General features: G+C 61.7%; 18 protein-coding genes and 3 tRNA genes. 6 read left to right on the top strand and 15 right to left on the bottom strand.

Going from position 1 to position 22,923, the window contains the following annotated elements; translation table 11 throughout:
• The first annotated feature begins 3 nt into the window (after nt 1–3).
• Complete coding sequence (gene rsgA / locus ACE3P9_RS06780) at nt 4–1,014, top strand: ribosome small subunit-dependent GTPase A (RefSeq protein WP_374492716.1); 1,011 nt, start codon at nt 4–6, stop codon at nt 1,012–1,014.
• Nucleotides 1,015–1,078: 64 nt separating this feature from the next.
• Here the strand turns inward: rsgA and ACE3P9_RS06775 are convergent, their stop codons facing one another.
• The 4 genes from ACE3P9_RS06775 to rlmB all read right to left on the bottom strand — a co-directional run bounded on the left by ACE3P9_RS06775 (nt 1,079) and on the right by rlmB (nt 5,539).
• On the bottom strand, nt 1,079–1,819 hold the full coding sequence (locus tag ACE3P9_RS06775) for a CoA pyrophosphatase (protein ID WP_374492714.1): 741 nt from the start codon (nt 1,817–1,819) through the stop codon (nt 1,079–1,081).
• Nucleotides 1,820–2,025: 206 nt separating this feature from the next.
• Entirely contained in the window at nt 2,026–2,406 is a 381-nt protein-coding gene (rplS, locus tag ACE3P9_RS06770) for a 50S ribosomal protein L19 (RefSeq protein WP_374492713.1), read from the bottom strand.
• Nucleotides 2,407–2,697: 291 nt separating this feature from the next.
• The gene (locus ACE3P9_RS06765; RefSeq protein WP_374492710.1) at nt 2,698–4,500 is read right to left on the bottom strand and encodes a DEAD/DEAH box helicase; all 1,803 of its coding nucleotides are present in this window, start codon (nt 4,498–4,500) and stop codon (nt 2,698–2,700) included.
• A 265-nt stretch (nt 4,501–4,765) separates the two neighbouring features.
• On the bottom strand, nt 4,766–5,539 hold the full coding sequence (gene rlmB, locus ACE3P9_RS06760) for a 23S rRNA (guanosine(2251)-2'-O)-methyltransferase RlmB (protein WP_374492708.1): 774 nt from the start codon (nt 5,537–5,539) through the stop codon (nt 4,766–4,768).
• A gap of 126 nt (nt 5,540–5,665) precedes the next feature.
• On the opposite strand from rlmB, the gene ACE3P9_RS06755 reads away from it, so the two are divergent.
• Nucleotides 5,666–5,741: transfer RNA gene (locus tag ACE3P9_RS06755), tRNA-Gly, on the top strand.
• Between the two features lie 75 nt (nt 5,742–5,816).
• Nucleotides 5,817–5,890: transfer RNA gene (locus tag ACE3P9_RS06750), tRNA-Cys, on the top strand.
• Nucleotides 5,891–6,047: 157 nt separating this feature from the next.
• Here ACE3P9_RS06750 and lon read toward each other — a convergent pair.
• The 5 genes from lon to ACE3P9_RS06725 form a co-directional block, all read right to left on the bottom strand.
• Nucleotides 6,048–8,531, bottom strand: a complete 2,484-nt coding sequence (lon, locus tag ACE3P9_RS06745; RefSeq protein ID WP_374492706.1) for an endopeptidase La — start codon at nt 8,529–8,531, stop codon at nt 6,048–6,050.
• Between the two features lie 288 nt (nt 8,532–8,819).
• Nucleotides 8,820–10,106 (bottom strand): ATP-dependent Clp protease ATP-binding subunit ClpX, encoded by a 1,287-nt coding sequence (gene clpX / locus ACE3P9_RS06740; protein ID WP_374492705.1) that lies wholly within the window; start codon nt 10,104–10,106, stop codon nt 8,820–8,822.
• A gap of 142 nt (nt 10,107–10,248) precedes the next feature.
• On the bottom strand, nt 10,249–10,887 hold the full coding sequence (gene clpP / locus ACE3P9_RS06735) for an ATP-dependent Clp endopeptidase proteolytic subunit ClpP (RefSeq protein WP_374492703.1): 639 nt from the start codon (nt 10,885–10,887) through the stop codon (nt 10,249–10,251).
• Nucleotides 10,888–11,039: 152 nt separating this feature from the next.
• The gene (gene tig, locus ACE3P9_RS06730; RefSeq protein ID WP_374492701.1) at nt 11,040–12,353 is read right to left on the bottom strand and encodes a trigger factor; all 1,314 of its coding nucleotides are present in this window, start codon (nt 12,351–12,353) and stop codon (nt 11,040–11,042) included.
• Nucleotides 12,354–12,417: 64 nt separating this feature from the next.
• A tRNA-Leu gene (locus tag ACE3P9_RS06725) sits at nt 12,418–12,504 on the bottom strand.
• 153 nt (nt 12,505–12,657) lie between these two features.
• Here ACE3P9_RS06725 and hpnC point away from each other — a divergent pair.
• The 3 genes from hpnC (at nt 12,658) to ACE3P9_RS06710 (ending at nt 15,887) form a co-directional block, all read left to right on the top strand.
• Nucleotides 12,658–13,545 carry a squalene synthase HpnC gene (gene hpnC, locus ACE3P9_RS06720; protein WP_374492699.1) on the top strand — a complete coding sequence of 296 codons (888 nt, stop codon included), beginning with the start codon at nt 12,658–12,660 and terminating at the stop codon, nt 13,543–13,545.
• A gap of 23 nt (nt 13,546–13,568) precedes the next feature.
• Nucleotides 13,569–14,432, top strand: coding sequence for a presqualene diphosphate synthase HpnD (gene hpnD, locus ACE3P9_RS06715; protein WP_374492697.1), 864 nt, complete (start codon nt 13,569–13,571; stop codon nt 14,430–14,432).
• A 63-nt stretch (nt 14,433–14,495) separates the two neighbouring features.
• Nucleotides 14,496–15,887, top strand: a complete 1,392-nt coding sequence (locus ACE3P9_RS06710) for an FAD-dependent oxidoreductase (protein ID WP_374492695.1) — start codon at nt 14,496–14,498, stop codon at nt 15,885–15,887.
• Here ACE3P9_RS06710 and der read toward each other — a convergent pair.
• The 6 genes from der to ACE3P9_RS06680 form a co-directional block, all read right to left on the bottom strand.
• Complete coding sequence (gene der / locus ACE3P9_RS06705; protein WP_374492693.1) at nt 15,869–17,209, bottom strand: ribosome biogenesis GTPase Der; 1,341 nt, start codon at nt 17,207–17,209, stop codon at nt 15,869–15,871. The two genes, ACE3P9_RS06710 and der, sit on opposite strands and share 19 nt — an antisense overlap.
• A 37-nt stretch (nt 17,210–17,246) precedes the next feature.
• Nucleotides 17,247–18,335: a PQQ-binding-like beta-propeller repeat protein gene (locus ACE3P9_RS06700; protein ID WP_374492691.1), complete on the bottom strand. Its 1,089-nt coding sequence runs from the start codon at nt 18,333–18,335 to the stop codon at nt 17,247–17,249.
• A gap of 195 nt (nt 18,336–18,530) precedes the next feature.
• Nucleotides 18,531–19,286 (bottom strand): YfgM family protein, encoded by a 756-nt coding sequence (locus ACE3P9_RS06695; protein ID WP_374492689.1) that lies wholly within the window; start codon nt 19,284–19,286, stop codon nt 18,531–18,533.
• A 39-nt stretch (nt 19,287–19,325) separates the two neighbouring features.
• The gene (gene hisS, locus ACE3P9_RS06690; protein WP_374492687.1) at nt 19,326–20,609 is read right to left on the bottom strand and encodes a histidine--tRNA ligase; all 1,284 of its coding nucleotides are present in this window, start codon (nt 20,607–20,609) and stop codon (nt 19,326–19,328) included.
• A 66-nt stretch (nt 20,610–20,675) separates the two neighbouring features.
• Nucleotides 20,676–21,953, bottom strand: coding sequence for a flavodoxin-dependent (E)-4-hydroxy-3-methylbut-2-enyl-diphosphate synthase (gene ispG, locus ACE3P9_RS06685; protein ID WP_374492685.1), 1,278 nt, complete (start codon nt 21,951–21,953; stop codon nt 20,676–20,678).
• 16 nt (nt 21,954–21,969) lie between these two features.
• The gene (locus tag ACE3P9_RS06680) at nt 21,970–22,914 is read right to left on the bottom strand and encodes a helix-turn-helix domain-containing protein (RefSeq protein WP_374492684.1); all 945 of its coding nucleotides are present in this window, start codon (nt 22,912–22,914) and stop codon (nt 21,970–21,972) included.
• Between the last annotated feature and the right edge of the window lie 9 nt (nt 22,915–22,923).

Below are 22,923 nucleotides of genomic sequence, written 5' to 3'. Positions count from 1 at the left end.
CCCATGCCCCCTCCTCGCCCATCTTCAGGGAAAACAGGCAAGCGCCCTGTCCCTGCCTCCACCAGCTCTCCAGACCTGTCCACACTCCATGAAGCGCGTGTGGTTTCCAGTCACGGAAGGCACATCGTGGTGGAATCCAATGACGGTACACGGCGCATCTGTCACCCTCGTGGCAAGAAAAACCTGTCTGTGGTGGGAGACCGCGTGCAATGGGCAGCCCCCCCTGCCGGACAGGGACATGAAGGCACCATCGAACAGATTCTCCCGCGCCGCAATCTGTTTTATCGCCGGGACGACATGCGGACCAAGGCATTCGCCGCCAATCTGGACCAGATCCTGATCCTGCTCGCTGCAGAACCCGAGTTTTCACACCGGCTTCTGGCCCGGGCACTGCTGGCGGCAGAAGCTGCCCAGATTCGCCCCTTGATTGTCCTGAACAAAGCCGACCTCGAGGCCGCCCATGCCCGCGGTTGGGAACGGCTGGCGCCCTACCGCGCCATGGGCTACCCCGTGACTGCCGTATCGCTGCATCTCGCTGCAAACCATTCCGCCCACGAAAATGGAGCAGAGGCATTGCGCATGGCCCTGAGCGGACACCACACCCTGGTGCTCGGTCCATCGGGCACGGGCAAGAGCACTCTGGTGAACCTGCTGGTGCCCGGGGCCGGTGTCCAAACGGGCGCCATCTCCCAGGCACTCAATTCAGGCCGGCACACCACCACGGCCACCCATTGGTACTGGGTGGACCGCGCCTCCAACACCGCCATCATCGACTCGCCGGGATTCCAGGAATTCGGCCTGCATCACCTGGCTCCGGCCGAACTGGCCCTGCATATGCCGGACTTCAGTCGCCATGCCACCGCATGCCGGTTCTACAACTGCAGCCATCTTCATGAACCTGGATGTGCCGTACTTGCACAGGTCGGCAAACCGCTCGATCAGGGCGGCATAGATCCCGGCCGACACCGCTTCTATGCCGAACTGCATGCAGAATTGGGGCAGTCCCGCTACTAAACGCTGGCCCCGAGGAAGAATGTCGCCATTCCGCACAAACCGCAAGGCAACCACAACCTCGAGCTCATCCTGCCTGCAGGAAGTGATACAGATCCCGCAGAATGCCCGCTGTCACCCCCCATATATAGCGCTCCACTCGCTGTTCAGGATCGTCATAGGGCATGGAAAACCATTCCCGTCGCTCCCCGGTGGGCGCATGCCAGACATGCTTGCGGTGGTTGCGTGGATCCATCAGAAAGCCCAGTGGCACCGTAAAGATATCCGCCACCTCGGCCGGATTCGGATGCCGTGTCCATACCCTGGGCAAAAGCGCCACCACAGGCAGAATCCGATACCCGGTATGGGTCACGTAAGGGCGCAGTGCGCCCAGCACCTGGATGCCTTGCCTCTCAAGCCCAACCTCCTCGCGAGCCTCGCGCAACGCTGCATCCACAGCATCTCTGTCCTGTGCATCGATTTTTCCACCGGGGAACGCAATCTGTCCGGCATGTGCACGCAGCTGAGCGGTACGCTGGGTCAGCAGCACTTCCAGCCATGCAGACCTGTCAGAGGTGGAAGCTGCTTCCTGCACCCGCTGCAATCCAATCAGCACGGCTGCGTCTCTCTGCCCTGAAGGCACAAGCTGCAGATCATGTCGTTCTTCCTGTCTCCAATCCAGAGGCTGAAGAAAGCGCCTGCGCAGCGCATCGGACGTAAGTCGATCTGGCGTCACGGCCGGTTGATCATGCAGACGATTCGTGGCGTCCTGCCATATCGACACGGCATGTGGATCGGGAACACGTTCGGATACAGAGGCAGCAGGCACAGGGACTGCATGCGGGACAGGAGACATCATCGCGATCTCTGAATGGACAAATCACCGGGCAGGTACGCCTTGATTATCCCTATTCGATTTCGAGCGCACTGCAGTCAGACATGAAAAAAGCCGCTCCATCACAGAGATGGAAACGGCTTTTTTCATGCCGAGGTCCCGCAGCAGAGCTGCCGGACCTGCGTCGAAGCAATCTGCCTTTACTGGGCAGCGACTTCCTTGACGCGGGAAGGCAGCTTTTCCTTGATGCGGGCAGACTTGCCGCTGCGACCACGCAGGTAGTACAGCTTGGCACGACGCACGTCACCGCGGCGCTTGACTTCGATGCTGGCAATCAGCGGGCTGTAGGTCTGGAACGTACGCTCCACGCCTTCGCCGCTGGAAATCTTGCGCACGGTGAAGCCGCTGTTGATGCCACGGTTACGCTTGGCGATCACGACGCCTTCATAAGCCTGCACGCGCTTGCGGGTGCCTTCAACCACGTTCACATTGACAATCACCGTGTCGCCAGGAGCGAATGCAGGGATGGTCTTGCCAAGGCGTTCGATTTCTTCTTGTTCCAGGGTCTGGATGAGATTCATGGGGAATTTCCTCAGAATTTCCGATCGTATTCAAGCTGCACAAAAGGCCTCTTCACAATGTTCCCACACACGGAAACACGCTGCTGCTGGCCGATGCACTGCATGCATCAAGAGCCCAGCGAGGCGGCTAACAGAGGATCAGAACCGTTGATTATAAGATGATTATTTTGCTTTATGCAAGCAGTTCAAGCACTTAGGACCGTCATAGGCCCCTGATGGACAAATGCCCCACCAAGCCGGAGGCCTTGCGGGGCATTCATTCTGCAGACATCGATTCAGGCTGCGCTGCGCTTAATTGGCAGGATGCCGACGTCCACTGCGTGCGCCGGACATGCCATCAGGACGTCCCTGCCCCGAGCGTACGTTTCCACGCTCGGCACGGAATCCCCCATCACGCGAAGGCGCAGGTGCATGGCGAGGCTCCCGACGCCCGGTCGGCGCCGGATGTCCGCTCTCGCCAAATTCGCCGAAGCCGCCAACGCGTCCTCCTCCAAAGCCCTTGCGGCGATTGGCACCACCACCCCAGGCACCCTGTCCGCCCTTGCCACGACCGCCCCGGCCATCGCCAGTACCGGCACCACGCCCTCCCTTGCCGCGCGGCGGATGCCGCGTGGGAGTACGCTGCTCAGGCTCCATGCCCGGAACCACTGCGGTCATCAAGGGCTGGCGCGTGTAATCCTCGATGTCCCAGACGCGATTGCGGTCACGGAATTCCGCAAACGTGATGGCCAGACCCGAACGTCCCGCGCGCCCTGTACGACCGATGCGGTGCGTATAGTCCTCTGCCTTCATCGGCAGACCGAAATTGAAGACGTGCGAAATGGTCGGTACGTCGATTCCGCGCGCCGCCACATCGGTTGCCACAAGAAACTGCACCTGCCCCTGACGCAGCGCCATGAGACGCCGATTGCGCAGACCCTGACTCAGGGCACCGTGCAGTGCGACGGCGGCAAAGCCTGCCTGCTGCAGATCTTCGGCCAGACCATCGCACTCGATCTGGGTGCTGGCAAATACAATCGCCTGATCGATCGAAGGATCACGCAGCCAGTGGTCCAGCATGGCGCGCTTGTGCGCGAAATTGTCGGCCCAGTAAAGCCGCTGGGTGATCTGGCTGTGGCGATCCTGAGGTGAATCGATCTGGATGCGCTGGGGATCCCGCATGACGCGTGCAGCCAGCTGCTGAATGCGGGGCGCAAAGGTCGCGCTGAACATCATCGTCTGGCGCCGGTTGGCCGTAAGGGCATGGATCTCTGCCAGATCCTCCGCAAAGCCCAGATCCAGCATCCGGTCGGCTTCGTCGACCACCAGAAACTGTACCTTGTCGAGCTTGATCTGCATGCTGCGCTGCAGGTCCAGCAGGCGCCCGGGGGTCGCCACCACGAGATCGGCGTTCTGCAGGCGCGCAATCTGCATGGCGTAGGGCATGCCACCCACCACATGGGCAATGCGCAGTCCCTTGCAGTGGCGAACCAGGTCGATGGCGTCATGCGCCACCTGCTGCGCCAGTTCGCGCGTGGGACACAGCACCAGAGCACCAGGCTCGGCTGCACGGAAATGGCGGCGATCGGTGGGATTGCGACGACGGGGACGACGCGGCGCAGGTTCACCCTGCGCTTCGGCCTCATCGATCTTGCGCTGCCACTCAAGACGCTCTGCCTCGGCAGCTGCTTCGCGCTGCGCAAGCAGGGTATGCAGCACGGGAAGCAGGAAGGCAGCAGTCTTGCCACTGCCAGTCTGGCTGGACACCATCAGATCCACGAACCCCGGCGCCGATTCTTCGGAATCAGCCTCTGTGGCCAATGCCATGGGAATGGCGCGCGCCTGTACGGGAGTCGGTTCGGTATAGCCCAGATCGACGCAGGCCTGCACCAGAGGCTCTGCAAGATGCAGCAGTGCAAAACCGTTCGGCGCCACCTCGGCAGGCTGCGAGGGCTGTTCGGTACCGGACTGCTCGGTCGCTGCAGGAGAAGATGCCTCCACCTCGTCGGTGGAAGGCAACACAGAAGCGTCTGTCGAAGGCACCTGTGCCTCATCGGCAGGCGAAGTCATGCCGGGCTGCAGCTGTGCAGCGTCATTGGAAAAAGAAGGAATCATGAAAAACACGCACGCCAAGCTTGGCGCCTGGCGCGTCATCAGAAGGAAGGAGGAAATGTGCATCCACCTTCTGACGATTTTTCACCGCAACAGAGGTTGCGGGCTCCCACGACGTGGGACAGGAAAGAGGGAAGATGTACGCGAATGCCCGATACATTCACCGCAAGGTGATGCTGCGCCAAATCATGTCAGCGCAGCGTCTGGACATGGGACGCTCATTATGCGGCATTCATCAAAAATTGCCAAGCATCCCATGATCGATGCATCATTCGGTGCGCCCTGCTTCGGCACTTATGCCACACAGGCGCTGACGACGCGCCTCATACAGGCAGACCCCGCTCGCCACGGACACATTCAGGCTTTCCACAGCGCCCAGCATGGGAATGCTCACCAGTTCGTCGCACGTCTTGCGCGTCAGCTGACGCATGCCGGGACCTTCCGCACCCAGCACGAGAGCCGTGCCTTGCCGCATATCCACGTCATAGAGCGTGGAGGAGGCATCCCCGCTGGTGCCTATGATCCAGATGTTGCGCTCCTGCAGATCACGCAGGGTGCGTGCCAGATTGGTCACCATGAAATAAGGCACGGTTTCGGCCGCCCCACTGGCCACCTTGGCCACTGTGGCATTGATTCCCGCAGCATGGTCCTTGGGGGCAATGACGGCATGGGCCCCTGCCCCATCCGCCACCCGCAGGCAGGCTCCAAGATTGTGAGGATCCGTCACGCCGTCGAGCACCAGCAGAAGAGGCGGCTCCTGGAGAGTGTCGAGCAGATCATCGAGCGAGTGCTGCACAGGCAGATCATGCACACGTGCCACCACGCCCTGATGGCCATGACCACCACTCAGTCGCGAAAGACGCAGGCCATCGGCTTCGATCACCCTGATTTCCGCTTCCTTGGCACGCTCGAGAAACTGCCGCATACGCGCATCGCGTCGACTGGCGTCGATATAGACCTCAATGACCGAGGAAGGAGCCGTCTTGAGCCGGACGCCCACCGCATGGAATCCGAAGATGATCTTGTGATGTGTAGTAACCATGCGGCCATTATCGCCGCCCCTGCCAGTTGTGCAGCTCCTGTCCTTTGCCCCGTCCTGACGACTCACAATTTTGTTGCCTGGCTGAATCGAAAAACAGATTTTTTCCGCTATACTTTCGGCTTCAGCGCGGGAATAGCTCAGTTGGTAGAGCGCAACCTTGCCAAGGTTGAGGTCGCGAGTTCGAGTCTCGTTTCCCGCTCCAGATTCCTCAGGGAAGCATCACCAAAGCTTCCCTTTTTTGTCGCAGAAGCTGCTTCTGCGACAAAGCCCTGTTCAAGGCGCGATAGCAAAGCGGTTATGCACCGGATTGCAAATCCGTGAAGGGCGGTTCGACTCCGCCTCGCGCCTCCATCCATTGCTTCACACAAGCTTCTCAAGGCCCTCATTCGAGGGCCTTTGTTTTTTCACTCCCTTTCCAAAGACCGACCAGAAAAAATCCCGGAAGGCGGCTGGAATGCCCACCTGTCCGGGATGATCGGCCTTTCGGTCTCCCTACTATGGCATCACATCAGTGCTTGACTGCTCCCTTGCGGGACCTCGCAGTCGCTCTGTCGGACTTGACAACCACGTCTGCCGCTTGTGCCACGGGAACTTCTTCCGTTCCGTGGGCTGCTCCTGTCGCTTGAGGCAAGGGTTGGGGGACATGTTCCAGCGCAATGCCCAGTACCTGGTCAATCCAGCGTACGGGAATGATCTCCAGACCGGTCTTGACGTTGTCGGGAATTTCCTGCAGATCCTTGACATTCTCTTCCGGAATGATGACCTGACGGATACCGCCACGCAGCGCAGCCAACAGCTTTTCCTTGAGGCCACCGATGATGGTGACCTCTCCGCGCAAGGTGATCTCACCGGTCATTGCCACATCGCTGCGCACCGGGATGCCGGTGAGCGCGGACACCATGGCCGTCGTCATGGCGGCCCCTGCACTGGGTCCATCCTTGGGTGTTGCACCATCGGGCACATGAATATGAATGTCGCGCTTCTCGAAGACTTCATCCGGGATACCCAGCTGGGCCGCACGGCTGCGCACCACAGTGCGTGCCGCTTCCACCGACTCCTTCATCACGTCGCCCAGCGACCCTGTGCGCTGAATGACCCCCTTGCCCGGCATGGTGGCCACTTCGATGGTCAGCAAATCGCCGCCCGTCTCGGTCCAGGCCAGTCCCACCACCTGTCCTACACGGTTGGCCGTTTCCGCATGGCCATAGGTGAAGCGCCTTACTCCCAGAAGATCGTTCAGATTGTCTGGTGTGACGACCACCTTGCCGCTGGACTGCTTGAGCAGCACGGCCTTGACCACCTTGCGGCAGATGCGGGAGAGCTCCCGCTCCAGGGACCGCACGCCTGCCTCCCGCGTGTAGAAACGCACGATGTCACGGATGGCGGCCTCGGTCACCTCAAGCTCGGAATCCTGAACTCCATTGTTCTTCATCTGCTTGGGCAGCAAATACTGGATGGCGATATGGACCTTTTCGTCTTCGGTGTATCCGGAAAGCCGGATGACTTCCATGCGGTCGAGCAACGCTGCAGGAATGTTCATGGAATTGGAGGTGGCCACGAACATCACATCACTGAGGTCGAAATCAAGCTCGACATAGTGATCGGCAAAGACATGGTTCTGCTCGGGATCCAGCACCTCCAGCAGTGCACTGGAAGGGTCACCCCGGAAGTCCGCACCGAGCTTGTCGATCTCGTCGAGCAGGAAGAGCGGGTTGCGCGTACCTACCTTGGAGAGATTCTGGAGCACCTTGCCGGGAAGTGCTCCGATGTAGGTGCGGCGATGCCCACGGATCTCAGCCTCGTCGCGCATGCCGCCGAGCGCCATGCGGACATACTTGCGCCCTGTCGCCTTGGCGATGGACTGCCCCAGAGAGGTCTTGCCCACTCCAGGCGGCCCCACGAGACAGAGAATGGGCGCCTTGACCTTGTCCACGCGCTGCTGGACTGCAAGATATTCCAGAATGCGATCCTTGACGCGTTCCAGCCCATAGTGATCGGCGTTCAGGATCTCTTCGGCATGGGCCAGATCGTTCTTGACCTTGGTCTTCTTGCTCCAGGGAAGATCCACGAGCACGTCGAGATAGTTCCGCACGACGCCCGCCTCTGCCGACATCGGCGACATGAGCTTGAGCTTGCGCAGTTCGGACTCGGCCTTGGCAAGAGCTGCCTTGGGCATGCGAGCCTGCTTGATCTTCTTTTCGAGCTCCTCGATGTCGGCCCCCTCCTCGCCTTCACCGAGCTCCTTCTGGATGGCCTTGACCTGTTCGTTGAGATAGAAGTCGCGCTGGTTCTTCTCCATCTGACGCTTGACACGGCTGCGGATGCGCTTGTCCACATTGAGAATGTCCACTTCCTGCTCAAGCTGGGTGAACAGCTGGTCGAGCCGGGTCTTGACATCCTGCTGATCGAGGATGGCCTGCTTTTTGTCGAGTGTCAGCGGCAGATGGGCTGCGATGGTGTCTGCCAGACGTCCTGCCTCGTCAATGCCGGAAATGGAGGTAAGTATTTCCTGGGGAATCTTCTTGTTGAGCTTGACATACTGCTCGAAGGACTGCATGAGGGCACGACGCAGTGCCTCCATCTCGGACTGGGTTTCTCCCAGCACCGTGAGATCGGATTCCTGCTCGACGGGAGCGGGCTCGATGTGTGCAGAAAAATAGTCATCTCCCTCCACGATCGCATCCACACGTGCACGCTGACGGCCTTCCACCAGAACCTTGACAGTTCCATCGGGAAGCTTGAGCAGCTGAAGAATGGAGGCGATGCATCCGGTCCCGAACATGTCTTCGGTCGTCGGGCTGTCCTGGGCTGCACTTTTCTGCGCCACGAGCACAATGGAACGCCCGGCCTGCATGGCCGCCTCCAGCGCAGCGATGCTTTTGGCACGGCCGACGAACAGAGGAATGACCATGTGCGGGAACACGACGACGTCGCGCAGAGGCAGCATGGGCAGATCCACCGCCTCGGGTGGAAGATAGGTAAATTCAGACATGGGAGGCACTTTTCTCCATCTTGGGCATCAAGCCTTGTTTATGAGGGCAGCAGAAGGCTTTTCAAGCAGGGCACCCTGGGAAGGTGGCTGAATTCAGAGGTGCAGCGGTCACCGCTAACTCCGCATGAAAATCCCGAAGGCCGGCTGCAGGCACTTCGGGATAGAAAATGAACACAGGCAGAAGCAGCTCATGGCGTCAGCAAGGGAGCGAGAGGGAAAAGCTGCAGCGCAGCCGCAACTCTGCTCTCCTTCACCTTGCCGCCCACTGTACGGCGGACGCCGGGTGGGTCAGGCCTGTTTTTCCTGCTCGGGGACACGATAGACCAGCATGGGACGCTCTCCCTTGGAAATCGTGGCCTCTTCGAGCACTACCTTCTCGACGTTGGAGAGCGCGGGCAGCTCGAACATGGTGTCGAGCAGTGCCTGCTCCATGATGGAGCGCAGCCCCCGTGCGCCGGTCTTGCGCTGCATGGCCTTGTTGGCAATGGCCTCAAGTGCCTTGGGCTGCACTTCCAGCTCAACCCCTTCCATCTGGAAAAGGCGCTGGTACTGCTTGACCAGGGCGTTCTTGGGTTCGGTGAGAATGCGCACCAGGGCTTGCTGATCGAGCTCGGAGAGCACCGCCACCACCGGCATGCGTCCGATGAGTTCGGGAATGAGGCCGTACTTGATCAGATCCTCGGGCTCGATCTGGTCGAAGATTTCGCTGAGTGTACGGTTTTCCTTGCCACGCACCTCGGCACCGAAACCGATGCCAGATCCTTCGGTACGCTGCTCCACCACTTTTTCGAGTCCTGCGAATGCCCCACCACAGATGAACAGCATATTGGTGGTATCGACCTGCAGAAAGTCTTGATTGGGGTGCTTGCGCCCTCCCTGCGGAGGAATGCTGGCGATGGTCCCTTCGATCAGCTTGAGCAGTGCCTGCTGCACACCTTCGCCCGACACATCGCGTGTGATGGAAGGGTTGTCGGACTTGCGGGAAATCTTGTCGATTTCATCAATGTAGACGATGCCCTTCTGCGCACGCTCGATGTCGTAATCACAGCTCTGAAGCAGCTTGGTGATGATGTTCTCGACATCTTCGCCCACGTAGCCTGCTTCGGTGAGTGTGGTGGCATCCGCCATCACGAAGGGCACATTGAGCATGCGTGCCATGGTCTGAGCCAGCAGGGTCTTGCCCGATCCGGTGGGACCTATGAGCAGAATGTTGCTCTTGCTGAGCTCGACATCATCCTTGCCGGGCTGCTCCTTGTGACGCAGACGCTTGTAGTGGTTGTAAACCGCCACGGCCAGGGTCCGCTTGGCCACTTCCTGACCGATCACGTAGTTGTCAAGGTTGGCCTTGATCTGCGCAGGAGTGGGCAAGGCATCGGCTGCAGCGGTGTCGCTGCTCCCCTGATCGAGATCTTCCTTGAGGATGTCGTTGCATTGCTCGATGCATTCGTTGCAGATGAAGACGGACTGCCCGTTGTAGCTGCCCGAAACCATTTTCTGCACTTCATCCTGGGACTTGCCGCAGAACGAGCAGTGCATGGTCTTGCTGTGGGACGAGCCTTCTTTGTGCGTGGTCATGAATCATGTGCGACCGGCAAAATGCCAATCGACTGGAGAAGACGGAAAAAATGCGAGAAATGCCAGAACCAGAAATGCCCGGCACCAGTGTGGCCGACGGTCTCGCTGAGATCGTTGGCCACACCTGCAGGAAGGAGGTCGGTCAGACGGCCTGGCTGCGGTGCGTGATCACCTTGTCGACGAGGCCATAGTTCTGGGCTTCCTCGGCAGACATGAAGAAATCCCGCTCGGTATCGCGTTCGATCTTGTCGAGCGGCTGTGCGGTATTGGAGGCCAGGATATGGTTCAGGTCCTTGCGCAGGCGCAGGATTTCCCGGGCATGGATCTCGATATCGGTAGCCTGGCCCTGGGCCCCGCCCAGAGGCTGATGGATCATCACGCGGGAATTGGGAAGGCTGAAACGCTTGCCCTTGGCACCGGACGACAGGAGGAATGCCCCCATGCTGGCTGCCATCCCCATGCAGAGGGTGGAGACATCCGGCTTGATGAACTGCATGGTGTCATAGATGGCCATGCCAGCGCTCACCGACCCACCGGGAGAGTTGATATAGAAGGAAATGTCCTTCTCGGGATTCTCGCTCTCCAGGAACAGGAGCTGCGCCACCACCAGACTGGCTGTCTGGTCGTTGACGGGCCCTACCAGAAAGACCACCCGCTCACGCAACAGGCGGGAATAGATGTCATAGGAACGCTCCCCCCGTCCCGACTGCTCGATCACCATGGGGATGAGGCCAAGCGCCTGGGCGTCCAGTGCACCGGTACCGCTGAATTGATTCTGCATGACTTGCTCGCTCCGATAGGATGGATCAGACACTGCACTCACCTGACAGCAGATACAGAAAACAGTGTCGACCTGCAATAAATAAGGCCTGTGAAGGGGACTGCAAGCCCACCCGCACAGGCCACCCGTTCAAGGGCTGACGTCGCCGCCGATCAGGCCTGAGGGCCCATCAGTTCGTCGAAGGACACCTTCTTGTCAGTGACCTTTGCCTTGCCCAGTACATAGTTGGCTACGTTGTTCTCGGTGACGACCGCTTCGATTTCGGCCATGCGCCCTTCGTCGCCATAATACCAGCGGGCCACGTCCTCGGGCTTCTCGTAGCTGGAAGCCAGCTCTTCGACATGGGTCTTGACCTGTTCGGGCGTAGCAAGCAGGTTATTGGCACGCACGAGCTCTGCCACGATCAGGCCCAGACGGACGCGACGCTCGGCCTGATCCTTGAACAGGTCGCCGGGAATGGGCGCCTTGTCCGCATCCTTGATGCCGCGCTGCTGGAGATCGGCACGGGCGTTCTGCACCATGTTGTCGATCTCGGCCTGCACGCTGGCCTTGGGCAGGTCGAGCTGGGCATGGGCCAGCAGCGCTTCCATGACCGCAGACTTGTTGCGGGCCAGCAGACGGTACTTGACCTCACGAGCCAGATTCTTGCGGATGTCGTTGCGCAGGGCTTCGACCGTGCCTTCGGCCACGCCGAGCTGCTTGGCGAATTCGTCATCGACTTCCGGCAGGTGCGCAGCTTCGAGCTTCTTGACCGTGACGAGGAAGTCGGCGGTCTTGCCTGCCACGTCCTTGCCGTGATAGTCCTCGGGGAAGGCCAGGGGGAAGGTCTTGCTTTCGCCCAGCTTCATGCCGCGCACGGCATCCTCGAACTCCTTGAGCATCTGGCCTTCGCCGACGAGGTACTGGAAGTCCTCTGCCTTGCCGCCCGCGAACACTTCACCGTCGATCTTGCCCTCGAAATCCACAGTCACGCGGTCGCCATCCTGGGCCGGCTGATCGTTGCCACGCTGGCTGAAGGTGCGGCGCTGCTTGCGCAGGATGTCGATGGTGCGATCCACGGCAGAATCATCCACCTCGGCTTCCAGCTTCTCGATCTCGGCGTTTTCCAGGCCTTCGATCTTCACTTCAGGGAACACCTCGAAGACAGCGTCGAACTGAAGCTCGCCTTCGGGAGCGCCTTCCTTCTCGCTGATGGCAGGCTGGCCAGCCACGCGCAGGCCAGCTTCGCTGGCTGCCTGGTAGAAGGCCTCGCCGACCTTGTCGTTGATGACTTCGTACTGGACAGCAGGACCATACTGGCGCGCCACCACGCTCATGGGCACCTTGCCGGGACGGAATCCATCCATCTTGACGGTACGGGACAGACGCTGAAGGCGCTTGCCGACTTCGGTCTCGATGTCCTTGGCAGGGACGTTCAGGGTGATCTTGCGTTCCAGCTTTTCCAGCGTTTCAACGGTCACTGTCATTGAGATTTCCTTTGTGATGACGTGCATGTCGCAGCGGGGGCTGCGGCATGGCTGCAGAATCGTGTGGTGCGCGGGGGGGGACTTGAACCCCCACGCCATTGCTGGCGTCAGGACCTAAACCTGGTGCGTCTACCAATTTCGCCACCCGCGCTGCTCCCGGTCCATGGGGCACCGCACGGCGGTGTTCCGGACGAAAACAGGTAACATGTGATTCTACCTTGCAAAATGCACCGCACGGGCCACGCGCCGGACAAACGGCCGCTTTGGCCCGCGTGGCGCCCTTCCCCACAGGGGATCTGCGCCCTTGGATCACACCGTGCCCCCATCTCCCTCCCCCGTCGATCATTACGAGAACTTTCCCGTGGCCAGCCTGCTGTGCCCGGCTGCGCTGCGCCCTGCCATCGTGGCGATCTATCACTTCGCGCGCACAGCCGATGATCTGGCAGACGAAGGCAGCCACACAGCCGATGCACGGCTGCAGTCTCTGGCCGCGTATCGGCTCGCCCTCGACCGCACCCTGACTCGTGCCTCCGAGAATGTGGACGACGGTGCCCCCTGGGCGTCCGTGATGCAGCCGCTCAGAACGGCCGTGATCCGGCATGCCCTGCCGGTGTCGTGGCTGCATGATCTTCTCAATGCCTTCGAACACGATGTGGAGGCCTCCCGAGATGGCAGCGTGCACGCCGACCTGCGCAGCCTGCAGGACTATGCCCGTCTGTCGGCGAATCCGGTAGGACGACTGCTGCTGCACCTCTATGGTGTTGCTTCCGAAACGGCCCTGCAGCAAAGCGACGCCATCTGCACGGCGCTGCAGCTCTTCAATTTCTGGCAGGACCTTTCGGTGGATGTGCCCCGAGGACGCTACTATCTCCCAGCAGACCTGTGCGCACAGTTCCATGTGGATCCGCGGTGTCCGCAGCAAGCCCATGCCATGGATCTGCAGATGCTGATGGAGGAATTGCTGGCGTTCAGCACGACATTGATGCGCAGCGGGATGGGCCTGCCGGGTGTCGTGCGCGCCGCAGCGGGCTGGAAGGCCGGGCTGGAACTGCGGCTGGTGATCGAGGGCGGACTGCGAATCGGTCGCCGAACCCGCGCCCTTGGAGCCAGCATCGCGCAGCACCGCCCTGCGCTGGGTGCTGGAGATCTGCCGGGGCTGCTGCTGAGCGCCCTGCTCCTGCCGGCGCGGTGAGGCTTCCATGGGACAATAGGCGCATGTCTTCGCCTACCGCCAGTTCTCCCCAGGATTACGTTCAGCAGACCGCTGTATCTTCCGGCAGCAGTTTCTATTACGCCTTCCTGTTCCTCCCGGCCGAACGCCGTGCCGCCATCACGGCCTTCTACGCCTTCTGCCGCGAGGTGGACGATGTGGTGGATGAGGTCAGCGATCCCATGGTGGCACAGACCAAGCTCGCATGGTGGGAGCGCGAGGTCGAACAGGCCTACGCGGGAGAAGCGACCCACCCCGTGATGCGTGCGATCATGCCGCTGGCTCCGCGCTTCGGCATCGAGAAACGCCACCTGATGGCTGTGATCGAAGGCTGCCGCATGGATCTGCAGCAGACACGCTATCTGGATTTTCCAGGCCTGCAGCGCTATTGCCACCTCGTGGCGGGCATCGTCGGTGAAGTGTCGGCACGCATTTTTGGGCAATCGGAAGCCGGGACCACCGACTACGCCCACAAGCTGGGACTGGCCCTGCAGCTCACCAACATCATCCGCGATGTGGGCGAGGATGCCATGCGAGGCCGCATCTATCTCCCCGTGAACGACATGCAGACTTTTGGGGTGCGTGCAAGCGCCATCCTCGATAGGCAATACAGCCCCGAATTCCGGGCCTTGATGCAGTTTCAGGCCCAGCGTGCCCATGCCCTCTACGATGAGGCACTGGCCGCATTGCCGGCAGCGGATCGCCGCAGCCAGAAGCCGGGGCTGATGATGGGCAGCATCTATCGCACGCTGCTGCGCGAAATCGAAAGAGAAGACTTCCAGGTTCTGCACCAGCGCATTGCCCTCACTCCCCTGCGCAAGTTCTGGCTGGCGTGGAAAGTGCAGGCGCTGGGGGCGCGCAGGATATGATCCCGACGCTTCTTTCCCTCACAGACTGGAAGGCCAAGCTCCTGCAGTGTCGGGATTTTATCCATGCCCATGCCTGAGGCCCTGAGGCGCTTCGACATCGCCATCATCGGTGCCGGCTGGGCAGGATGTGCCGCCGCCGTGACAGCGGTGGCAAGGGGACATCGGGTCACGGTATATGAAGCAGCCTCGGAACCCGGTGGGCGTGCGCGCACGATCGCAGGCCGAAACGACCTTCCGCTGGACAACGGCCAGCATATCTTGCTGGGTGCCTACCGGGAAACGCTTGCGCTGATGCGCGAGGTGGGCATCGAACCGGACACCGTACTGCAGCGGCTCCCCCTGGATCTGCGCTGGCCTGACGGCACGGGACTGGCCCTGCCCTGCAGCTGCCGCTTTCCGAGTCTTGCCACAGCCTGGGGCATCCTGCGTGCCAAGGGATGGACCTGGGCGGACAGATGGCACCTGCTGCAGACCGCCATGCACTGGCAAAAAACCAGATTCACATGCTCCGAGGAGGTCACGGTACAGACCCTGTGCGCCAGCCTGCCTCCGATCATCCAACGCCACCTGATTGAGCCCCTGTGCCTGTCGGCCTTCAACTCTCCACCGGAAAAAACCAGTGGACCGATGTTTCTGCGCGTGATTCGAGACGCCTTGTTCTCCACGCGGGGGAGCGCCGACGTGTTGTGGCCCATGGTTCCTCTGGGCGCCGTACTGCCCGCTCCCGCTCTGCAATGGGTATCCCGTCATGGCGGACAGGTGCACCTTGCCAGCCGCGTGCGCAGCCTGTCGCGCCATACAGACACCGCCCCCTGGGAACTGGAAGTGACCCCGAAGGGGACCAGCACCGTGAGCGCCCGGCATGACCGTGTCATTCTGGCCTGCCCCTCCTGGGAAGCGGCTAAGCTGGTATCGACTCTGACTGCTGCTGAGGTTGTCCCCGCCGATCTGTCCTGGGCACAGGATGCCCGTGCACTTGCGCAGGCCGCCATCGCCACTACGTACGTGTGGTGCCCCGCTCGATCCTGCGCCGGACTGCCTGCAATGCAGGCCTTGCCCGACTCGGACAACGCTCCTGCACAGTTCGTGTTTCATCACGCCCACCGCACGCGTCTGATGGATGGACAACCGCACCACCTGCTGGCCTTTGTCTGCAGCCATGCCATGGAAGAGCGGCAGGTGATGGAGGCTCGTGTGCTGCAGCAGGCCACCGACCAGCTGAATCTGACTGAACTGATCCTGGAGCGCACCGTGATGGAAAAACGGGCGACCTTTGTCTGCGCCCGGGAACTGTGCCGCCCATCCCCACGCGTCCTACCGGATCTGTGGGCATGTGGCGACTATGTGGAAGGCCCCTACCCCGCGACGCTGGAAGGTGCCGTATCCAGCGGTCGTGCGGCCGGCATGGCCGCCACTGCCGCAACCGATGGGGCCGATCAGCTCTTGTCGACGTAGGGGTTGTGCGAAGTCTTCATCTCGATGCGCAGCGGGGTGCCGATCAGATTGAAGTGCTTGCGCAGGCGTCCTTCCAGATAGCGCTTGTAGGCATCGGTGACACCTTCGAGCGAGTTTCCATGCACCACCACCACAGGCGGATTCATGCCCCCCTGATGCGCATAACGCAGCTTGGGGCGGTACATTCCGCTGCGCCTGGGCGCCTGGAACTGCACTGCCTCATGCAGCAGCCTGGTCAGCACTGGCGTGGGCATCTTGCAGTTGGCTGCTGCATGTGCGTCGGCGATGGACTGCCACAGAGGACCGAGCCCCTGCCGTTTCTTGGCGGAAATGTAGTGCAGCGCCGCGAACTTCAGGAAGGCCAGACGACTCTCTACCGACCGCAGCACCAGCTCACGCTGGTATTCGTCCACGGCATCCCATTTGTTGATGGCGAGTACCACGGCGCGGCCGGATTCCAGGATATAGCCTGCAATGTGGGCATCCTGGTCGGTCACGCCCTGGGTGGCATCGAGCAGCAGCAGCACGACATTGGCAGATTCGATGGCCTGCAGCGTCTTGACGACGGAGAACTTCTCGATCGCCTCGAACACCTTGCCCTTGCGGCGGAGCCCTGCGGTATCGATCAGCTCGAACTTCTGCCCGTTGCGCTCGAAAGGCACCGAAATGGCGTCACGGGTAGTGCCGGGAAGATCGAACGCCACCAGACGCTCCTCTCCCAGCCAGGTGTTGATCAACGTGGACTTGCCCACGTTCGGGCGGCCTGCCACCGCCAGCCGGATCACGTCATTCGCAGGCTCTGGCGCGTCTTCATCGGGCTCTGGAATGCCGATGAGATCGAGCGCCAGATCCACCAGACCGCGCACCCCCTGTCCGTGGGCCGCAGAGATGCCGTGCACCTCACCAAGACCCAGTTCATAGAACTCGGCGAGCTGCCGCCCCTCCTTCATGCCTTCGGCCTTGTTGCCCACCAGCACGGTAGGCTTGCCGAGACGACGCAGGTAATTGGCGATCTCGTAATCCTGGGCAGAGAGCCCTTCCCGAGCGTCCACCACGAAGATCACCACATCGGCTTCTGCCACGGCCTGCTGGGTCTGCCGCGCCATTTCCCGGTAGATGCTGCCGTTGCCCGCATCGGGCTCGAAGCCCCCGGTGTCTATGACGATGAACTCCCGCCGACCCTGACGGCCATTGCCGTAGTGACGGTCGCGCGTGAGGCCGGCGAAGTCGGCGACGATGGCGTCGCGGGATTTGGTCAGGCGGTTGAAAAGTGTCGATTTGCCGACATTGGGCCGTCCGACCAGTGCAATGACGGGCTTCATCGTGACAGGTTCCTATGAATAAAGAGGATGGGGAAGATCACTGGAGACGAATGGCCGATACGGTGCCCTTGGCCCCCACGACCACTGCAAGATCGCGGCCTGCTGCCACCGGTGCAACCTGAATGGGCGCGCCATCGGTGGCCACGCGGTTGCGCAGCTCTCCGTCTGCTGCGTCGAGCACGTGCACATAGCCCTGGGCATCTGCCACCAGCACGTTGTCTCCCATCACCAGCGGGGCCGACAGGCCACGATGGCGGAAGGTCGTGTTCTTCCAGAGCTGCTTGCCATCGGCACGGGACCATGCCACGACATCGCCAAGGGAATCGGCGCCGACGACGATGCGTGCATCTCCGGAAATGCCGGAAGTGCCATCGCTGGGCTGACTCCAGGCAATGGCTGACTTGCCGTAGTCGGCGCAGGCCACATTGGCCTGGAAGGTGCGGGCGCACAGACTGTTGCCCACGCGCGAGGCGGGCGCCACCACATCGGACATGCGCGCCACCTCATCGACTCCGCGCGGAATGGCCAGCGTGACCTCTCCCAGCGGGGCTCCATTGTCCGGATTGAACGCAACGATGCGTCCTGCGACTCCCACCAGCAGGCCGCCGCCTGCCGCCATCAGCAGGGAATCCTGCTTGAGCACGAGGTTGTCCTCATTGCCTGCACGGGCCTTCTGCTGCCAGAGGCGATAGCCATTGCCCGCATCATAGGCGGCAATGCTGCGATCGGCGTTGACCACGAACACGCGCCCCCCTGCCACCAGGGGAGCTGTGTAGGATTGCGACGCAAGAGGAACCTTCCAGGCCACCATGCCATTGCGAATGGCAATGAGCTCGCTGCTGCCGCTGACCACGGCGCTCGTGGTGCCGTCGGTACCGACCCCAGCCACGAGGCTCGAAGCGACATGGGTGCGCCAGGCCACACTCCCCGTGGTGGCATCGAGTGCCATGACATCTCCGCTGGCATCCGCCATGATCAGGCGGCCATCGACAGCGGCCACATGCAGGGGAAAGTTCACCCCGCCTGCCAGGCGCTGCGTCCATGCTGCATGGGCAGCCACCGTGGCCGGATTCGGCTGCAGGGGCGACGGGGGCGGCGGTTTGTAGCCAGAGCAGGCCGACAGCATGGCCGCCACCGCGAGAGATACGGCACAGACCGTCCGGTGCAGGCCGCGGGATGCATGTCGAGAGGTTGCGGAACTGTCCGCGGGGAGGAGAGACCTCATGGAATTTCCTTGCACTCAGGCGGAAAAGAAGAAAAAGATGACAGATCGGGCTCCACGGCTACACCCGGAAGCTCCCTGCAGAAGAACCGGCAGGAATCAGCCTGCCTGCGCTGCCGAGGATGCGGATGCAGCGCTCGATGCGGGTCCGGCTGCCGATGCAGCAGCGGCCTCCGGCGCAGACGATGCAGCTGCGGTTTCCGGGGCAATGTCGACCCCCAGTGCAGTCAGCTTGAGGGCCACCATCTGCCGATAGGGCAGTCCGGCTTCCAGGGCCTTGTAGGCGCGCGTGTAGTCCTGAATGGCCTCTGGTGTCTTGCCCTGCAGCTGGTGAATGTCTCCCTGCGCATCGGCTGCCAGACCTTCGAACGCGGGATCCATGCTGCCCGACACCTGCTGCAGCGCCAGATCGTACTGTTTCTGCTGTGTCAGGATCTGTGCAAGCTGCAGCCTCGCCATGCTCTGCAGGCCCTTGTCGGCCTTTTCTGCGATGACCTCGGTCAGTGCCGCCTTGGCCTGGTCGACCTGCCCTTTCTGGAAGAAGGTCGATGCGGCCAGAAGGCCCGCCTGCTGCGCGTAGGTGGTGCTGCCGTACTGTTCCTGCATGGTCTTGAGACTCTCGGCAAGCTTGACTGCATCACCGGACTGAGCATCGAGACGCACCTGGTCATACAGCAGGGAAGCCTTGCCAGCCTGCTGGGACTGGTACCAGTCGTAGCCGCGCCAGCCTGCAAAACCCAGCAACCCCACGATCAGCACGCCGGTGATGATGTTGCCCCACCGCTCCCAGAACTGCTTGATTTTGTCGAGCTGCTCCTGCTCCTCTAGATCGAGATGTTGAACCTGGATGACCATAAATTGCCTGTGCGCGCCTGGGCGCGGAAAATTCGAATGTCAGGATTGTAGGCGCTGTGCCCACGTAGATACGTCGGCCAATGGTAACGGGCTTTGCGCCCCCGTTCCATCGCGGAGATGCTTGAGCGTGACAACTCCCTGTGCCAGCTCGTCGGAACCGAACACGAGCGCATAGCGTGCACCACTGGCATCGGCCTTCTTGAACTGGGACTTGAAGCTGCCAAGCTCGGGCGTTCCCCCCGCATGCATCTGGACCCGCACGCCAGCCAGACGAAGCTGCTGCAACGTCCGCATCGCCACCCCCAGAGCGGCGACATCGGGAATCACTGCGTACACATCCGGCGCTTCGGCTGCCGGCAGCAGATTCTGCTCGCGCAACAGCTCAAGGACACGTTCCACGCCCATGGCCCAGCCCACTCCGGGGGCAGGCTTGCCTCCCACCTGCTCGATGAGCCCGTCATAGCGCCCACCTGCACAGATGGTGCCCTGCGCCCCGAGACTTTCCGTGATGAACTCGAACACGGTGAGGTTGTAGTAGTCGAGGCCGCGCACGAGACGCGGATTGATGCGGAAGGCAATGCCGTTGGCCGTCAGGATGTCCTGCAGGGTCTGAAAGGCCGCCAAAGAGGCTTCACCGAGAAAATCCAGCAGCCGGGGAGCAGATTCGACCACCTCCTTCATGGCCGGATTCTTGGTGTCGAGAATGCGCAGTGGATTGCTGTGGAGGCGCCGGGTGGCATCCTCGTCGAGCAGCTCGGCATGGGCCTCGAAGTGGCGAACAAGGGCCTCGCGGTGCTGGCGGCGCTCGTCGGGCTGCCCCAGGCTGTTGATCTCCAGCCGCACATCTCGCACACCCAGCTCCTGCCACAGGGCCTGCGCCATCAGAATCAGCTCGGCATCGACATGGGCGCCGGCAAAGCCGAGCGCTTCGGCTCCGATCTGGTGAAACTGGCGATAGCGGCCCCGCTGGGGACGTTCATGGCGGAACATCGGCCCCATGTAGTACAGGCGCTTGCCGCCTTCGTACAGGGAATTGTGTTCCACCACGGCACGCACCACTCCCGCGGTGTTCTCGGGACGGAGCGTCAGCGCCTCGCCATTGAGCTTGTCCTCGAAGGAGTACATCTCCTTTTCGACCACGTCGGTGACCTCGCCCAGACCGCGAATGAACAGCCCCGTGGATTCCACGATGGGGGTGCGGATGTTGCGGTAGGCAAAGCGGCCCATGACGCTGCGGACCTTGGCTTCCAGCCACTCCCACTGGGCCGACTCAGGGGGCAGGATGTCGTTCATGCCCTTGATTGCGTTGATTTTCTGTGCCATGCGTATTTCCATCAAGAAAAATGCCGTGCACGAGACCTCGCGCACGGCATGCGAACCCGGGATGCGTCAATGACCTGCGGAAGGCGCAGCGTCGCCGAAGCGGTCCTCGATGTACTGCGTCACGAGCGCCTGGAACTCCTGGGCAATGCCATCCCCGCGCAGCGTGAGCGCCTTGACGCCATCAATGAACACGGGAGCAGAAGGCGATTCGCCGTTGCCGGGCAGGCTGATGCCGATGTCGGCATGCTTGCTTTCTCCGGGACCATTGACGATGCAGCCCATGACGGCCACCTTGAGTCCTTCGACTCCTGGATAACGGGCACGCCATACCGGCATCTGCGCGCGCAGGAAGTCGTCGATCTGCTTGGCCAGCTCCTGGAAGGTGCTGCTGGTGGTCCGGCCACAGCCGGGACAGGCGGTGACGCTGGGCACGAAGGTGCGCAGACCCAGAGCCTGCAGGATCTCGGAAGCGACCACCACCTCCTGCGTGCGGGATTCACCGGGCTGTGGCGTCAGGGACACGCGGATGGTGTCACCAATGCCCTGCTGCAACAGGATGGAGAGTGCCGCCGTGGAAGCCACGGTGCCCTTGGTGCCCATGCCGGCCTCGGTCAGCCCCAGATGCAGCGGATACTCGCAGCGCTCGCTCAGCGCCTGGTAGACGGAGATGAGATCCTGCACGCCACTGACCTTGCACGACAGAAGAATCTGGTGCGGCGGCATGCCCATTTCAACCGCGCGAGCAGCTGACCCCAGCGCAGAGGCGATGAGCGCCTCGTACATGACCTGCTGCCCCGTCCAGGGTTCGGCCCGGCGGCTGTTCACATCCATGAGACCTGCGAGCAGCTCCTGATCGAGACTGCCCCAGTTGACGCCGATGCGAATGGGCTTGTCCCAGCGCAGCGCGGCTTCGATCATCTGCCCGAACTGGCGGTCTTTCTTGTCCCCCTTGCCTACATTGCCGGGGTTGATGCGGTACTTGGACAGAGCCTGTGCGCAGTCTGGGAAATCGGTGAGCAGGCGATGGCCGTTGTAGTGAAAGTCGCCCACGAGCGGTACATCGATGTCCATGCGATCGAGCTGCTCACGGATGTAGGGAACCGCCTGTGCCGCCTCGGGCGTGTTGACCGTGATGCGCACCAGCTCGGACCCCGCCACGGCCAGCTCCTTGACCTGGATGGCAGTGGCAATCGCGTCGGCGGTATCCGTGTTCGTCATGGACTGGATGCGCACCGGCGCATCACCACCGATGGTCACGACACGACTGCCGTGCACGACCCGTGCCTGCATCGTGGCATGACGGCGCGGCATGGCAACCGGAATGGGGAGTTCCTGATCCTGCATGAAGGGCTTCTTTGCGTTACTTGAGTTCAAACCGTGCCACGCCGGTTCTGGCGATGGCAGAAAGATCGAAGGGATGGCCCCGATCCTGGAGATGGACATTCTCGACCCGTCCCACCGTGACCTTGACCGGGTAGGCTGGAATGGCCACATGGTCCTGCTGGCCAGCGGTCAAAGTCCGTTCGTACAGGCGCTTGCCGGATGCGGAACGCACCTGCACCCAGGCCTCCCCGGAGGCCTCCAGGGACAGTCCCGCCTGAGCTCCGACTGCAGCCGATGCCGGGAGCTGAGTCGACGAGGCGGTAGCCGAAGCTGGGACTGCTGCCGCGACAGCGGCCGATGCCGGTGTCGTGACGGCAGCAGGCGCCAGGCGCGGGAGCCCTCCGCTCTCTCCAGCCGTGCCGGATGCATCCTGGACCACGCCCGAAGCACCTGCTGCGGACGAAAGCCCTTGCGACGCAGCCACGGAGGCATGGCTTGCCGCATCAGCGGCTCGGCTCTGCCACTTGGCAGTCAGGGTCGGGAGCAGGAACAGCAGCAGCGCTGCCAGCAGGGCCACCACGATCACTGCCACTGCCCAGCCGGGCATGGACAGGCCGCCGCCCAGTCGAGGCACCAGATCAGCCAGACGCCCATGCGTGACAGGTTCGTTGATGGATTCGTCATCCGAGGCGATATGAGGACGCTCATCGGGCATGAGTGCAAGCACCGGCTGTGCGTCATAGCCGAGATAGCGGCAGACATTGGATGCAAGTCCGCGGGCAAAGAACACTCCCGGCAACTTGGTGAGTTCGTCGGCTTCGAGGGCACGGAGTTTCTGGGGGGTGATCTTGAGATAGGAGGCCAGGCTTTCCAGCTCGACTCCGGCCTGTTCGCGCAACTTGCGCAGCACTGGGCCCGCCGTGGTCTCGCCAGCGAGCGTTTCCTGAGGAATCTCTGCCACTACTTGATGGTTGCTGCTCATACGCCTGCG

Origin of the sequence: Allobrachymonas sp. (assembly GCF_041912815.1) — a bacterium.
Classification (GTDB): Bacteria; Pseudomonadota; Gammaproteobacteria; order Burkholderiales; family Burkholderiaceae_C; genus Brachymonas.
The sequence above is the reverse complement of the archived record's forward strand: the minus strand, read 5'-3'. Positions and strand labels throughout refer to the sequence as shown.